10 protein-coding genes are annotated in these 15,915 nt (G+C 40.9%); 6 read left to right on the forward strand and 4 right to left on the reverse strand.

What is annotated here, in order from left to right:
* The first annotated feature begins 90 nt into the window (after positions 1–90).
* The 6 genes from ACT29I_RS20610 (at position 91) to ACT29I_RS20635 (ending at position 10,202) form a co-directional block, all read left to right on the forward strand.
* A complete protein-coding gene (locus tag ACT29I_RS20610) occupies positions 91–4,077 on the forward strand; it encodes a T9SS type A sorting domain-containing protein (RefSeq protein WP_444794313.1) in 3,987 nt (1,328 codons plus the stop codon).
* Positions 4,078–4,362: 285 nt separating this feature from the next.
* Positions 4,363–4,860, forward strand: a complete 498-nt coding sequence (locus ACT29I_RS20615) for an RNA polymerase sigma factor (protein ID WP_430934803.1) — start codon at positions 4,363–4,365, stop codon at positions 4,858–4,860.
* Positions 4,861–5,012: 152 nt separating this feature from the next.
* Positions 5,013–5,474 carry a GAF domain-containing protein gene (locus ACT29I_RS20620; RefSeq protein ID WP_430934804.1) on the forward strand — a complete coding sequence of 154 codons (462 nt, stop codon included), beginning with the start codon at positions 5,013–5,015 and terminating at the stop codon, positions 5,472–5,474.
* An 889-nt stretch (positions 5,475–6,363) separates the two neighbouring features.
* Positions 6,364–6,717 (forward strand): dihydroneopterin aldolase, encoded by a 354-nt coding sequence (locus tag ACT29I_RS20625; protein WP_430934805.1) that lies wholly within the window; start codon positions 6,364–6,366, stop codon positions 6,715–6,717.
* 6 nt (positions 6,718–6,723) lie between these two features.
* Positions 6,724–8,784 carry a tetratricopeptide repeat-containing sensor histidine kinase gene (locus ACT29I_RS20630; protein WP_430934806.1) on the forward strand — a complete coding sequence of 687 codons (2,061 nt, stop codon included), beginning with the start codon at positions 6,724–6,726 and terminating at the stop codon, positions 8,782–8,784.
* Positions 8,785–8,822: 38 nt separating this feature from the next.
* Complete coding sequence (locus ACT29I_RS20635; protein ID WP_430934807.1) at positions 8,823–10,202, forward strand: sigma-54-dependent transcriptional regulator; 1,380 nt, start codon at positions 8,823–8,825, stop codon at positions 10,200–10,202.
* A 730-nt stretch (positions 10,203–10,932) separates the two neighbouring features.
* Here the strand turns inward: ACT29I_RS20635 and ACT29I_RS20640 are convergent.
* The 4 genes from ACT29I_RS20640 to ACT29I_RS20655 form a co-directional block, all read right to left on the reverse strand.
* Entirely contained in the window at positions 10,933–12,378 is a 1,446-nt protein-coding gene (locus ACT29I_RS20640) for a monomeric [FeFe] hydrogenase (protein WP_430934808.1), read from the reverse strand.
* A 228-nt stretch (positions 12,379–12,606) separates the two neighbouring features.
* The gene (locus ACT29I_RS20645; protein ID WP_444794314.1) at positions 12,607–13,791 is read right to left on the reverse strand and encodes a SpoIIE family protein phosphatase; all 1,185 of its coding nucleotides are present in this window, start codon (positions 13,789–13,791) and stop codon (positions 12,607–12,609) included.
* A complete protein-coding gene (locus ACT29I_RS20650; RefSeq protein WP_430934811.1) occupies positions 13,784–15,526 on the reverse strand; it encodes a [Fe-Fe] hydrogenase large subunit C-terminal domain-containing protein in 1,743 nt (580 codons plus the stop codon). Before ACT29I_RS20650 ends, ACT29I_RS20645 begins: the two co-directional genes overlap by 8 nt.
* A gap of 3 nt (positions 15,527–15,529) precedes the next feature.
* Positions 15,530–15,784, reverse strand: coding sequence for a (2Fe-2S) ferredoxin domain-containing protein (locus ACT29I_RS20655; RefSeq protein ID WP_430934812.1), 255 nt, complete (start codon positions 15,782–15,784; stop codon positions 15,530–15,532).
* Positions 15,785–15,915: the final 131 nt, after the last annotated feature.

Raw genomic sequence — 15,915 nt, forward strand, 5'->3', positions numbered from 1 at the left:
TTATTTTATGATGAGGTCATCTTTTTATGGAATAAATTCAATACTTTTATTATCCTTTAATCGCTGCCTTTTATTTCTTAACTTGCATTTATGGAAAAAAATCTGGTTTTTATTTCTGCCTGTTTGTTGTTGGTTTTTGGTGTCGTGTGCTATTGGGGCAAGGAAGAATCAGTTTCAAATAAAAAGCTGATACCAACAGCATCATCCGATATACTAAAACAACATATCAATAAGAAAATTGAACGCAGAAAAAATGGCTATGCCAAACCGGACAGGCCCGATAAGTATATGGAGTATTTGAAGTCGCTGGTTTCGCTGAACGAACAAAGCGATTATAAGGAAGGTTATAAGATTAAGGCTCTGAAATCGGCCATTGCACATCGAAATTCTCTAAAATCGGCCTCGGAAACATTGGCGTGGGTTCAGCGTGGGCCCGGAAATATTGGAGGTAGAACCAGGTGCGTTATTGTTGATCCTGACGATAAAAGTACCTGGTTTGCAGGAGCTGTATCTGGTGGAATATGGAAAACTGCCAATGCAGGTGCTTCCTGGGATATCATTTCACCGGATATACCCAATCTGGCAACGGTATGTTTGTCTATGGCCCCTTCCAATCCGGATGTGATTTATGCCGGAACGGGCGAAGGATATTATAATATAGATGCCGTGCGCGGCGACGGTATATTTAAAAGTGTTGATAGGGGAAACTCCTGGTCGGCCTTAACATCCACCACAAGCAATAGCCAGTTTTACTACGTAAATAGCATAGTGGTTGCGCATAGCGATGAAAATAAACTATGGGCAGCCACCAACCAAGGAGTCTTTAAGTCGGTGGATGGAGGAATATCCTGGGACGGTACTGCGCTCTCTCAATACCACAGATATCAGAGGATTATAATTCATCCTGTCAATGAAGATATTTTGTGGGTGGCCAGAAACGGCAAGGGGATTTTCAAAACGGAGAATGGAGGTGAGGACTGGTTTCTGGTTTATGATATGTCTTCGTTTGATCCGGAAAGGATTGAGATTGCGGTTTCCGGCAACAACCCGGATGTACTATATGCCATGGATGTAAATTCAAAAGTATATTATTCGCAGGATGGCGGCACGGAATGGGCCAAGGCAACCGAGTCGGGAACGCCCACTGAATTTTTAATGAGTCAAGGATGGTACAACAATGTGTTGGCAGTTAATCCAATGGACACCGATAGGGGTTTTATTGGAGGAATTGATTTATATAGCTTTGAGCTGGGAAATGATATTTCCTCCACAGGGACTCAGGCTTTCAGCGTTTCAAGTACCTTCAGTTCCGTATTGGATTTTGAATATTTTGGTGGAAGCTATTCTAACGGAGGGGTGTGTGTGTTATCTGGGTTTAACAATAAACTCAACGAAGTTCAAATCCAGTTCGGTCCCGGAAAATCCCAAAAGGCACATCGTTTGGTAAGGAAAGCTTCGGAATCGGATTTTACCCATGTTTTTGCGGAAGACTCGAGTAAGCTGGAATATGTGGGTTATGGGGATATTCCGTTTGAGGTAATAAATACAACAACTGGGGAACAGTTACATGTGTCCATTGTTGATGGCAATGAAAACGGGAAGTTTGACGTTTACCCGGGTGGGTATGAGTTGATATGGGTTCATGATGTGCTATATGAGGCAGAAAATAAAAGTGATTCGGTTAGTTTAAATAATGGCAATTACCAATTAATGACGGCTATTTATCCAAAGTTGGCCGAGAGTGCCACGTGGGACGAACCCAATTTGCCCGAAGGCTATATCAGTATTCGTTCGTATGACCTAAAGGATAGGGAGTTAATGGCTACGCAAATAAGCGATTGGTCAAAGAACCTAACGGCTGACAATTACGCCCATGCCGACCATCATCATATTACGGTTTTGGAAGGTGTCGGCAATCCGTTCTCTGTAATTGTGGGTAACGATGGAGGTGTCGGTTCTTCAAGCGATGGCGGCGTTACTTGGACATCAAAGTCAAATGGATATGTTACGTCGCAGTTTTATGGTATCACGCGTCACCCCAAGCAATATCAGTATTTTGGTGGACTGCAGGACAATGGTTCCGCCCTTTCGGGAATCAATCCCAGTAAGTTAAGCGATTGGGAGGACCTTCTTGGTGGTGATGGTTTCGATGTGGTATGGCATCCTCGCAAGCCGCAATTAATGATGGGAACATATTACTATAACCAACTGAGGAAAACGGAAGACGGCGGTGATTCCTGGACGATAACCTCCGATTTATTTGCCGATAGTGATGATGGGGAGTTGGCCCCCTTTGTTACCTGCATTGCAAGTTGCCTGGCCGATCCTGACCTGCTGTTTGTGGGCGGAAATTCCGGTTTGTGGAAATCGAGTGATTTTGGAGACAGCTGGAAGAACATATCTATGGGCACATATTGGGGCTACACCTCAAATTCTACGCCTAAAATAGCTATCAGCAACGCCAATCCCGATATTGTTTGGGCAGGGGTTCGAGTGAATGCGCTGGATGGTTTTACCAAAGGAAGAGTTCATGTTTCAACAGATGGAGGAGAAACTTTTAGTTCAATTGTGCCTTTTGCCAATATGGGGGCGATAACAGATATTGTAACCCACCCGGTTGATCCGGAAACGGCCTATTTGGTTTTTTCGATGGCCAATCGCCCCAAAATAGTAAGAACGACAGATCTGGGTGAGACGTGGGAGGATTTGTCGGGTTTTGGTTTAATTGGGTCGAGTGCGACAAGTAGTAATAATTTCCCCAATGTGGCAGTAAACACAATGCAGGTAATGCCATTCAGTACCCCTACTATTTGGGCTGGGACAGAAATAGGTTTGTTTATAAGTGAAGATGATGGATTATCCTGGGCCTATGCAAACAACGGGATACCGGCCGTATCCATTTGGGATATAAAGATTGTTGGTGATGAGGTAATTTTGGGAACCCATGGGTTAGGGGTTTGGACGGTTAAGATGGCCCAGTTGAGCAACGAGATAAAACACCCTTTCATAGATAACGCCGGGATTAACCCGAGAGGCGATTATGTGTTAAGCACGGTGTTTGATGTTGAACTGGATTCTTTTGAGCTATATAACGACAAAGGGTTGGTAAAAACCTATAGGAATGTGGGCGCAGGAAATAGGATAGATACGGTTTCAAGTTCGATAGAGACTTCGGAGAAACTGCAAGTATATGGTTATTTGAACGGGCAAAAGTATAGCTCAAATGTTAAGCATCTGGAAGTTGTTTCAGTTGAGCAGCCCATTACTTCTTATATCAATAAGTTTGATGATGAGGTTAACTTAGATCATTTTGTGGGTAGTTATTTTTCAATTCAAAAAGGAGAGTTCAGCAATGATGCCATCCACTCACCCCATCCTTATCCGGAAAATGTGGATCTAATTTATACTTTAAAATATCCTATCATTATTTCCAACGACGAAGAAATGGCTTTTTTAAAATACTATGACATAGCTTACCTGGAAACAGGTGAAACAAATTCTGAATACCCTGATGAAGATTTCTTTGATTATGCAGTTGTGGAAGGTTCTAAAGATGGATTGGAATGGAAAGCATTGGCACCGGGTTACGACTTCTCATACGAAGATATCTGGAATCAGGGTGTCAATGATTATAAAGCCACTCCTTCGGCAAAAGATTTTACGGATCATCACGTTAACTTATATGATACTTTTGCTGCCGGGGATACCATATTGATCCGATTTAAATTGCATTCGGATCCATTTGAAGATGGTTGGGGATGGGTAATTGATAATATTCGAATTCAAGGGCAAATATCCAGTGTAAACCAAAATAGCACAAGTGATTTTGAAGTTAGTGTGTTTCCTAACCCTACGAAGGGCAACCGGGTAAGGGTTTTGCTAAAAGATGTTTACATGGGTGTATTTGAGGTTAGTGTTTTTGGTTCATCGGGTCAGCAATTCATAAAGAAGGCATATTTTAAAGGTTCTGAAATATATGAACAGGAAATAGAACTGCCGGAGTTGCCGAAAGGTTTTTATCTTGTAAAAATACGAATGGGTCATAAACAGATGACCGAAAAATTACGGGTTAATTAGTAAGTATTTAAAATACAGACGATACCTTGGGGTGACGCCATTTTTTTTGTTTAATCTTTTACAAAGTGTTTTTTGCAACCGAAATTAATCGTAATTTAGATTTTGCTTGAGTTGTTCATTAATTTACCTGATAAACAGGCAAATGTGATATCGTTATTTAGAATGAGTAAAAATAAAATAATAAAAGAGTTTAAAATCCTTTGGTATCGTTTATAGATGTCGTATATTTGTTAAACAATCAAAGCAAATAGAGAATAGTAACAAACAGGCCAAAAACAATACACCATGACAGCAATGCAATTCAACGAAAGCTTACTGAGCTTACAGGATAAGCTAAGGTATTTTGCGCTTAGTTTAACCGCAAACGAAGAGGATGCCAATGATTTGTTGCAAGAAACAACGTTAAAGGCGCTTACATATAGAAAACAATTTGTGTCGAACACGAATTTTAAGGCATGGGTGTTTACCATCATGAAAAATACCTTTATCAACAATTATCGTAGGATACAAAAAACCAGAAACACATTTGAGTCGGCAGAAGATGCGTATAGGGTTGCATTCAAGGGCAACTATGCGTCAGAAACACCGGAAATGGTACAGTCTGTAAATGAAATGAACCAAAGTATCGAAAGATTGGAGGATGAATTTAAGATTCCTTTTACCATGCATACCTCGGGTTACAAGTATAAGGAAATTGCTGAGAAGCTCGAATTGCCCATTGGGACGGTAAAAAGTAGAATTTTCTTTACCCGTAAAAAATTACAAAGTATGCTTGAAGATTAAAATAATAGCGACATAGTTTTTAATATTGTGCAAGATAAACTTTAGTGATTATCTTGCATTTTTGTTTCCATTAATCTCGTCTTTTTCGTCGTTTCAAATTTTGGGAAAAGATAGTTATACATATTCATGAAAGTTTTAAAAGATAATTAAACATGAGAAAAGAATCGCCTAAATTAGCCAAATATAAAAGGTTATATGCCCAAATAGAAGAGTTAACAGCTCCTGTTAATAATCCCATATCCCGGATGTCAACTATGGCTGCTCTGCTTCATCATAAAATGAAGGGCTTTTATTGGACAGGATTTTACTTGCTGGAGAATGGGGAGTTGCTGGTTGGGCCTTACCAAGGGCCTGTGGCCTGCCTGCGTTTAAAAAAAGATACCGGAGTTTGCTGGGCTGGTATAAATTCTAAAAAGACGGTTCTTGTAGATGATGTAGAGACCTTTCCTGGTCATATCGCCTGTAGCTCACTTTCGAAATCGGAAATAGTGGTGCCTCTTATTAAGGATGGCGAGGTAGTTGGTGTGCTGGACGTGGATAGTCGCGACCTGGCTCAGTTCGACCAGGACGATCAGGCTGGTCTTGAGTTGCTTCTTGAGTTGATTTATAAGTAAGAATTGGTCTACACCAAATAACGTGAAATTTCTACCTGCCCCTCGTTTGTAACGAGGGGTTGTGCTGCTCAATCGTTTATAACGATAAGGGGTTATGTCACAACATGTATTTTAACCAAACCTTGTTCGTTTGAATAACCTACTGCTGAGCTATACAAATATTCACGAGGATGCATAACTATCAAACCCGAGCAGGATTTTCATGAATATAGTTTATCCGCTGTTCAATCTTCTGATTGGTGTCCAATAAAACAGAGTGGCTGGTTTATTGCCAAAATTTATATTTCTGAATATGGTTATAGAAGTTCCCTACGAACTCAAACCTATACAACATCCAATGTTTTCTGCTTTCCGGAATTTGCTGAATAGAATTTACGATAGCCTTAGCGGTCTGCTTTTTAAAACCCCTTATTATTTCGCTTAGCTTAAAACCATCTTCAGCCTTACAGGCTAAATGAAGGAGGTTGGACATCGCCCACCAAGCAAAAAGAGTTAAGCCTTTGTTATTAATACCATAATTTAACAAATTTACAATTTCAAATTTGTATTCCTGTCGAGTAAAAACATCAACCCAATCAACAATCGTAAATGTCAGAAAGCAGTTTGCATTTTGGTCTAGTATGCATAGTTTTCTGCAGATATTTTTATTTAAAATTTAAGGATTTAATTCTTTGACATCAAATCCTCAATGATGAATATCGTTAAAAACGATTGACCAATACCCCCTCGTTGCAAACCGGGGGGTAACGTTTTGGTTTTAATTTTGACTTTAGCTCAGTAAGTGCATGCACTGTTTGAGCTAAAGTCATTATTCATGAATTCTCATGAATAAATCCGCTTAAATTCTTACATTTATTTTTTTTACCGGATAGCTGGAGAATAATCTACCATGGGAACATTAAAAATTAAAAACTTATTAGTACGGAGCAATGTGGGGTTTGAACCGCATCTCCAGGATTATCAACAGGATTTGTTGGTGACAATTACCGTTCGATATAATAGTGTTTTGGAAGAGGGGAGTGACGATCCTTCGGATGCGATAGACTTAAAGCGTATGGTGAAGGAAATTATGGGAAGGGCCGAATCCGGTCATTTTAACTTGATCGAAGCTTTTGCCCGTATGGTGTTGAATACGGTATTGGAAGAAACTAAAGTGGACAGCGCCGAAATTGAGGTTAAAAAAGTTAAGTATATGCAATTTTCCGGAGAGCTGTCGTTTAGTTTGTCAGGATCTAACAGGTAACAAAGCATGAAGTTTCTGCTGAAATACGGATTTGTTGTTCTTTTTGTTTTTAGTGTTCAGCTCAAAGCAGAGGAGTCCGTTATTAATCAGCTTCATCGAAAGCTGAAAAATGCCTCCTTGCCCGAAAAGGTGGAGGTGTACAACCAACTTTCGGCCTATTATATTTCTTCCGATGCCGAAAAAGCGATTCAATATGCCAACCAGGCGCTAAAGTTGGCCACCTCCTTAAACGATCAGGAAGGAAAAGCCAAAGCCTACGGTAATCTGGGGATGGGGTATTACTTCCTGAATGATTATGAAAATCTCTATTCGTACTATAAAAAATCACTTTCAACTTATGAGTCGATAGGTGACCAGAGCAGTGTAACTGCTTTAGCGACTAAGTTTTATCGTCTTAAAACATTTCAAAAAGCTCTCGATAGTTATAAAAACTCCTTGCTGATTTATTTAAAGGAGAACGATGTGTCCAACATTATCTCTACCTATCTGGATATGGGAAATGTGCACAAGAATTTGGGAGAGAACCAGATTGCGCTCGAAAATTATACAAAAGCCCTTGGGTACATAACGGAAGAGGGAAAAGGTTATGAGCTGGAAAAAACAGCATTATGGGAGAGTATTGGTGATATTTGGTTTAATGAGGAAGAATATGACAAAGCGTTAGAGTATTTTACTTTATTGCATAAGGAATATTTGCAAAGGGGCGACAGTCTTAGTTTTGCCTCGGTGCTGAACAATATGGGTGGGGTATATTATCGTAAAAATATGCTTAGCGAGTCCCAGGATTTCTATCGGGAAGCGTTAGAGCTGCAGGTTCAACAAAACGATCATTTGGGAGCTTCAGTATCGTTTTTAAACCTGGCCAGAATATATGGCAAATTGAGCAATAATAAAAAAGCCATCTTGCACCACCAAAAGAGTATAGCCTTGGCCAAAGTGATTGGGAGTAGGGACGTGATACAGGATAACTATCGGATGTTATCATTTATTTACAAGACTATGGGAGATTATAAAAAGGCATATGAGTATCAGGTGCGGTATTCGAATGTTTCGGATGTACTTGCCGGAGAGCAGAATGTGGCACAATTTGTAAATACGCTGGCAGTGAGCGATCTGGAAAAAAAGAACCGGGAAAACGAAATTTTGGAAGCCAAAAATGAGAACTACCGGTTAAGGCTGGAGAAAGAGAACCTGTCCGTGTGGCGGCTTTCTTTTGGGTTTACCATAGTAGTGGTGTTGATATTGGTTTTCATCATTTATTACCGGTATTACTTAAAACGCGAGGAAAACAAAAACCTGGAGATCAAAGTGAAGGAGGCGCTACAAAAACAAGTTGAGCAGCAACAAATCATTGTGCATCAGGCAAGCCTGTCTTCCCTGGGCGAATTGGCAGCCGGAATCGCTCACGAAATAAACCAGCCCATCCAGAATATTTCATTATCGGCCGAAGGGATACAATTTGAACTGGAAGAAGAGGTGCCGGACCAAAACTACGTAAAAAAATCGGTGGGTGAAATATTTGAAGACATCGCTCGTGTCCGCGAAATAGTTGACCATATCAGGGTATTTTCCAGCGGCCAAAAGGAAAGTGTCTACGAGCGGTTTTCTGTGTCAGACTGTGTGGGTTCAGCAGTTTCCATGCTCCGCCGACAGTACCAAACACACAATATCGATTTACGGCTCAGCCTGAACAATGGAATACCGGATATTTTGGGGAACCCGCATAAGGTGGAACAAGTAATTCATAACCTGCTTTCCAATGCAAGAGATGCGGTGAGTGAAAGGGAGATGGGTGAAACTGGTTTTAAAAAACAGATACTCATAGAAACGGGTTCTGAGGGAGATGAAGTGTTTATAAAACTAATGGACAATGGGGTAGGTATTCCTCACGAAAAACAAACCGATATATTTCTGCCCTTTGTAACCAGCAAACAGCTGGGGAAAGGAACGGGACTTGGTTTGTCTATTTCGTATAGTCTGGTAAAAGAAATGAAAGGACGTATTGAGGTGCAAAGTCGTGTAAAGGATGGCACTATTATGAAGGTGATTTTTCCTGCGGCGAAATAAAAACCAGTCTTTCTACTTGTTACTCTAATATTGATACGATGAACAACCTAAAAATATTAATCCTGGACGATGAATCCCGGATCACGGAAAAGCTAAAATATCATCTCGACAAGAGAAACTTTGAGGTATTTACGGCCAATATGCCCAATGAGGGTTTTGCCTTGCTTGAAAAGGAACAACCGGGAATACTGATTCTGGATGTGTTGCTTCCGGGTATGAACGGACTGGACGTGCTGAACAAAGTAAAAGAGGATTTCCCGAATACCGAAGTTATCATGATCAGCGGCTATGGCGATATGGACATGGTGATTGAAGCCATGCGTAGCGGTGCCTCCGACTTTATCCGTAAACCATTTCAGGTAATGGATATTCAGGTGGCTGTGGAGCGAACCGGAAAGTTTGTGGAACTTCAGAAAAAGCTGGAGAATGCTGAAAATATTGGATCTTTGGTTTCAAAGGAGTTGGAAGGAATGATCGAGAAAGATTTTGTCGGAGAAAGCGAAGCCATCAAACGTGTTATAAAAATGGCACTAAAGGCTGCCAGGGATAGGGATGTTAATGTATTGGTGACAGGTGAAAACGGAACAGGTAAAGAGATTATTTCCAGGATAATTCATTACGGAAGTCCCAGGAACGAACAGGTTTTTGCCCCGGTTAACAGTTCCGCTATTCCTGTCAGTCTGCTCGAAAGCGAATTTTTTGGACACGTAAAAGGAGCTTTTACAGATGCCCGCGAGGATAAAAAAGGGTATTTTGAGCTGGCCAACAAGGGAACCCTTTTTCTGGATGAGATAGCCGATATGCCATTTGCGTTGCAAGCAAAGCTGTTGCGCGCAATTGAGGAAAACAAGGTGAAGCGGGTAGGAGGTACCAAAGAGATGCCGGTGGATGTGCGGATTATTTCGGCCACCAATAAAAACATTGAGCAGTTGATAGAAGAGAACAAGTTTCGCATCGACCTGTATCATCGTATCAATACCATTGAAATAAACATACCTCCGTTGCGCGAAAGACCGGAAGATATCCAACCGCTACTGATGCATTTTGTGCAATCTTTTGCACGAAAAAAGAACATCGAAGTACCCGCTATCAGTGTCGACATAATTAAAAAACTGCAAGCCTATTATTTTCCGGGCAATGTGCGCGAACTCCGCAATATGGTGGAGCGTGCACTAATATTACTGGATGGGGATAAGTTGACACCTGAAGATTTTCCGTTAAAAGGAGATGTTAAAAAAGTAGCCATGGCTTATGATACCTTGGATTTGGAAAGGAACGAACACAAGTTAATAATGGAAGCCCTAAAACGCTGTGATATGAACCAAACGCAGGCAGCGGAACTTCTTTGTATTTCGAGGGATGCGTTAAAACGAAAGATTAAAAAGTTTGGGATTGAGATTGATAAGAGTATTGCGTGATATTCGTTGTTTGCTATTGACATCCATGTTTTTTGTTAAGAAATTAGGACCCTAAAGATTTTGAAAATTCTATTGACGGTGTCCGCGATTTAGTGAAGCAATTGCTAACACTATCTTCCGGAATCATGGCTATAACGATCTCTTTTTCTAAGGATTTTGTTTCGTAAGACAGTATTTCTGCATCCATTAAATTGGAACTGCCACAGCGCTGACTTCATAGTCAAAATGTTGTAATAGCTTTTCTAATGCATATTGCGGGTTGAACCTTATTACCCGAATCACAAACCATTCTGCTAAAACTGTATCCTTTATTGATTGAATCACAAACCTTATTGATTGACTTCCGAACCTCATTGTTTGAGTCACAAACCTTATTGATTGACGTCCAGACCTCATTGTTTGAGTCATGAACCTTATTGTTTGACCTCCGTACCTCATTGATTGAATCGCAAACCTTATTGTTTGGCCTCCGAATCTCATTGTTTGGGTCTCTGACCTTATTGTTTAGCCTCCGAACCTCATTGTTTGAAAAAAAGAGGATGTAAAGAATACAACCTCTTTTTGTCTGCAAATTTTGTGAACCTTTAATATAAATCACATAAAATATGTTGTTAATACTATAAGATAACGAATAAGGTTACGCTACAGTGCGATTTTGTTGCTGCCATTCGTATCGGCGATTTACTTTCAGTTTTGGCCATTATTCTAAATACTTTGGAAAGGGTTACGATTAGACGTTTACGTTTTGTTCCTGTTGTTTAATGGCTTTTTTTAATAGTGCTGTTCCGGTTTTATAGGCAGTAACACTTCCCGGCCCGTTCATACATCCACCTTCGCATCCCATTACTTCAATAAAATTGTAATCGGGTGCTTTTGTACTAAAGGCCTTCAGTAATTTGATGTTCTTTTTGTGCAGACCATCGATCAAAAACTCTTTAAAGGCATATCCGTTGGGTACGCTATTTTTAATGGCTTGGGCTACGCCCCCGCTTAATGCAAAACCCCGTGCTTCGGCAGAGATGTTCGAACCTAATGTCACATTCTCGATAGTCGCAAAATCTATTTCATAAGCGGTAAAAAAAGAGTTTAGTTCTTCAAATGTCATCACAAAATCAATTTCTCCTGATGCACTGGCTTCATGTCGTTTGGCCAGGCATGGGCCAATAAATACACGTTTGGCGTTTGGGAATTTCTTCTTCGCTATGTGTGCAGTATAAATCATGGGCGATTTGGTATGCGATACCAATGGCTGAAGTGTTTTGATATGTTTTTCGCTCAGTAAGGTGTGAGCAGGACAACAAGATGATGTCAGAAATGGATCATTTTTCTGAACTGTTTCGATCCATTCTTCCGTTTCGTTTTTGGCGGTAATATCGGCACCTTCGGCAACCTCAATTATATGTGTAAAACCAATGGCTTTGAGGGCCCCTAATATTTGTTCGGCACTGGCTTTAAACTGCCCCAGAATAGCGGGGGCAACCATGGCGACGGTCTCCTCCTGGCTTTTTAATGTTTTGGCCAGCTGAAGCACCTGTGACTTTTCCATGACAGCACCAAACGGACAGGCAGTCATGCATTTACCGCAATATATACATTTGCCCATATCAATCACCTCAATACCCTCTTCGTTCTTTTTGATCGCTTGCACGGGACAGGCTTCTTCGCAGGGTACAGGCAAATAGGCGATTGCATGAAAGGGGCAAGCCTTTTGACATAATCCGCAGTTCACACACTTTTGGTTGTCGATAATCGCTTTGCTATTCACCACTCTAATGGCATCTTTGGGGCAGTTGACCTGACAAGCACGTCCGGCACATCCCTGGCAAAGGTTGCTAACCGTATAATTTACCTGTACACAAGAACTACAAGCCTCGTCGATAACAGTTAAATGCTCTTTGGGGATTTCCGTTTTTTCCAAAGCTTTCTGGGCATATTCACTTAGTGGTGTAAGTTCGTCTTCTTCGTCCTCGGTGCAAAAGCCCATGATAGCCATCGATTTGTACTTGATCACAGCCCGGTCCTTATGCACGCAGCACCTAATGGGCGTTTTCGATTTAGGTCGCATTTCCAAAGGTATACGATCTATTTTTTCGATAAGTTGATCTTGCTTTAATAGTTTGATTAAGGTAGTTTGTAGCTCCCTTTTAGTTTGAATTGCGTTGTTAAAATAAGTCATTCGCTAGTTCAAGTTTATATTTTCAGATATTTTATTATGATCTCTTAATCTACAGTCTGGGTCATAAAAAGTGACGTGCTTTTCCCGAATAAAACAAAGTTTAAATATGGGATGTTTTTCGAGTACCCCCGGAAACGCTACAAAATCATTGATTTTGATATTTTCGGGACTGCGTACAACCGACTGCTGACCGGTAACTGTTAACTTTTTACTTCTCATTCTGCTTTGTTATAGATACGTGATAGAGGTTTTCTTTAAAAATTTGTTTTCCAGACGGTGTGAAATCCTTTTGACAACGTTACGTCTGATTTCCAACTCTACCGGAAGGTTGGGGTCCTGGTGTGCGTTGTTCACTCTTGTGCCGGAAATAAATTGTATCTCATCGCTTTCCATCATCATCTTAATGATTTCGCCGGATGTGGAATTGGGCACTTGCCCGATAGAATTAATGGTTTCAAGTTCTTCGGAGACTTTAGCCAGGGTGATAATTCCTTCGGTAACCAGGTCAACACCCTTCATGGTAGCTTTTGGGGGCAAGCCTGGAACATAATTGTTCAGGTCAATTTCAACTTCACTTCCTAATTCCCGGGCAACAATTTTAGATGTTGTTCCGCCGCAAACAATTGTCTTGCCATAAAAATCGCTGATGGAGCGGGCCAAAACAGTATCGTTTTCTTTATGAAAGGGAGGGCCCGTTACAATAAGCAATTTCCTGGGTCGCCTGTAATATAGTACGCAACAGGAAGCATCATCTTGTAAAGTGTTGTTGTCAATGTGCATTGATTGTGCAATAATGTCTCCCGCCAGCTCATGCGCTGATATGTTGGGTTGTTGGTTGATGGTTTTCCGGATAAAAGATTTTAATCCAGAGAGTTGCCATCCAAAGTGCATCTCGTCACTTCCCATGCCGCATTGTGTTACCCCATCGGTCACCATAATGATGCGATCTTCCTTCTCGAGTTTAAAATCGTATTGATAAATCTTGTTTCTGCAAGATTGAATATTGCTGAGCGTTTTTTCTTTTTTATGGAGTTCGATAAATTCACCACGTCTAAAAACCAATATAGGGGGATTATCATATTCGATAACTTTAACCTTGCCTTTGTAATTAATGTCAAGTATAGAAAAAGTAGAATAGCTCACTTTTCGTTTGGAATCCAGGGGCAAAGTGTTGGTAATGAATTCTGCAGTTCTTTCAACCGGCTCTCCGGCAATGGTAAACTGAAGTGCCATAGTGCTTGTCATCGTAGCCGAAATATTGGCCTTGACACCACTTCCCAGTCCATCAGAAACAACGGCAACCAATCTGTTTTCCTCCTTTATCTTGCTAAACAGGATGGAGTCGCCACAGGTTGATTCACCGGCCTTTGCATGGCTGATGTGTTCAGCTTCTATCACAAAAGGACTATTCATTGTTGGCCATAATTTTTGGTTGTGCCGAAATTCCCTCCGAGGAATAGTCGTTCAGGATGGAGTTGAGCAAGGAATCGGTATGTGAAGCGTTTTCGCCAAGTAAAGCAGCAATCTTCTGAACTGTTTCCATGTTCTTTTTAATCACTTCTCGGGTCCTGTTTTCAATGATGTCCGCTTTAAACTCTTTGTTTTTGAAATTTTGAATGATTCCGGTAATCAGCTTGTGTTTTTGAATGTTGAATATGGAGAGCTGAAAATTATTTCCGTTTTGGTTGATAGCGATTTGGTTATATTCTTTACCGGTGTGAATAGCTGTTTTAAAATGCTCTGTAAAATACCCCAGGTCGTCAATGGTGATGCCCTTTAGTCCATTGTTTTTTAAATAGCTTTTTTCAATGTCAGGTCCCAACATTTTTGCGCAACTCAGGTTCATTTCTGTCACCATGAGGTCTTGGTTGACAACCATTACGCCCGATGGAATCTTTTTAAGTAATACAGTGGCCTGGTTGTGGGCGATTTTTCTAAGATGTGAAACGCACATGTTTGTCTCCGCCATACCCGCTAAAGTTGCTTGGGCAAACTCCCGGCAGGTATTGTAACCGCAACTCCCACAGTTCAGCTCTTCGGACGGATCCGATTTCCCGATACTGTAAAGTGTCTCCTGGATTTCTTTGGGCGAAAACTCGGGTTGTCGAATAGGTTTTGCACCAAAGTAATCACATTCAATATTTATAAGAACGGGATCATGTTCTTTTTCTACGGAATTATTTTGGCTGTAAAGTATATCAATCTTTTTTTGGACGGGGTTTGCTTCGCTGATGCAACCGGGGCCGTTGATGCAGCCTCCTTCGCATAACAGGAGTTCCAGGAAAACAGGGCCATTATGTTGAATATTGTCCAGATTTTCAAGCACCCGTTTTACTTCGTAGATACCTGAAAAAGAAAGGCTTAAAATATTGCTGTCCTTGGTTTCGGACAATGTCTTAATCATCCCGCCATCTACGGGATAAACGTTTCCGGTATTGGCGCGGTGAGGAAAAAACGGAGTGTTTTGTAACTCCTTGTCCATTTTTTCCATTATTCCCTCTTCTTCCATCCACTGGTTCAGTTCCGTAAACGAGATGGCCGTGTCTATTAGTTTGGGCCAATTGTCGGCTTCGGCCTTTTTGGCAATGCAAGGACCTATAAAGACAACAGAAATATCATCGCCCAGTTCTTGCTTCAGCATTTTGGCATGTGAAAGCATGGGAGACAGAAAAGGGGTGATGTTGGGAATGTGTTGTGGATAATATTTTTTTATGAGTTCAACAACACCGGGACATGCCGAGGAGATAAATACACCTTTCTTGCGGGCTTTCAAAAACTGCCCGGTGTGCTCGGTCACTATTTGAGCGCCTAACGCAGTTTCCGAAATGTAGTTAAAACCCATTGCTGTTAACGCGGCAATTAATTGTTGTTCAGATATGTTTTTAAACTCCGAACGAAATGAAGGGGCTAATGACACCACGGTTGTTGTGTCTGATTTAATCAGTTGTTTAACCCTGGAAACACCATCGCGCACCTGCTTGGCACCTGCAGGACAAATAGAAACACAATGGCCGCAGTAAACACAGCGTTCGTCAATAATCGAAGCTTTTTGCTCCGTTATTTTTATAGCTTTCGACGGGCAATTGCGAATGCACTTGTAGCAATCCTTGCAGTCGTTTTCTATGGTATAGATGGGTTTTGTGTTCATGGTCTATCCGAGTGTTTCCTCAAGCAGTTTTTCTACCTGAAAAGGTTGCACTTCTTCGTACGATTGGTCATCGATGGTTATTACCGGACCGCGGTTGCAGTTTTCGTTGCAAAGGTGACCTCTGAAGTCAAGTGAAGCGCCAATGTTTCTTTCTTCCACAAAAGATTGAATAATCTTCAGGTTTTCGGCATTACCCCTTGTATAACAAGAACTTCCCAGGCAAATTCTTATTGTATGTGTTTTTTGATTTTGACCCATGACATCCATAATTTAAACTTGTGATATCCAATTGTGTGCCAACTTGCTTAAATGGAAAGTATTCAGAAAGTTAAGAAGGTGTCGTGTTGCATGGTAAATTAGCAATGCACTAAAATAGGACATTTATATTT

Source organism: Saccharicrinis sp. GN24d3, assembly GCF_052400645.1.
GTDB lineage: Bacteria > Bacteroidota > Bacteroidia > Bacteroidales > Marinilabiliaceae > Saccharicrinis.

Coding starts and splice junctions, on each gene's coding strand:
- ACT29I_RS20615 (WP_430934803.1), top strand. CDS start 4,363: ATGACAGCAATGCAATTCAACGAAAGCTTACTGAGCTTACAGGATAAG.
- ACT29I_RS20640 (WP_430934808.1), bottom strand. CDS start 12,378: ATGACTTATTTTAACAACGCAATTCAAACTAAAAGGGAGCTACAAACT.
- ACT29I_RS20625 (WP_430934805.1), top strand. CDS start 6,364: ATGGGAACATTAAAAATTAAAAACTTATTAGTACGGAGCAATGTGGGG.
- ACT29I_RS20645 (WP_444794314.1), bottom strand. CDS start 13,791: ATGAATAGTCCTTTTGTGATAGAAGCTGAACACATCAGCCATGCAAAG.
- ACT29I_RS20650 (WP_430934811.1), bottom strand. CDS start 15,526: ATGAACACAAAACCCATCTATACCATAGAAAACGACTGCAAGGATTGC.
- ACT29I_RS20655 (WP_430934812.1), bottom strand. CDS start 15,784: ATGGGTCAAAATCAAAAAACACATACAATAAGAATTTGCCTGGGAAGT.
- ACT29I_RS20630 (WP_430934806.1), top strand. CDS start 6,724: ATGAAGTTTCTGCTGAAATACGGATTTGTTGTTCTTTTTGTTTTTAGT.
- ACT29I_RS20635 (WP_430934807.1), top strand. CDS start 8,823: ATGAACAACCTAAAAATATTAATCCTGGACGATGAATCCCGGATCACG.
- ACT29I_RS20620 (WP_430934804.1), top strand. CDS start 5,013: ATGAGAAAAGAATCGCCTAAATTAGCCAAATATAAAAGGTTATATGCC.
- ACT29I_RS20610 (WP_444794313.1), top strand. CDS start 91: ATGGAAAAAAATCTGGTTTTTATTTCTGCCTGTTTGTTGTTGGTTTTT.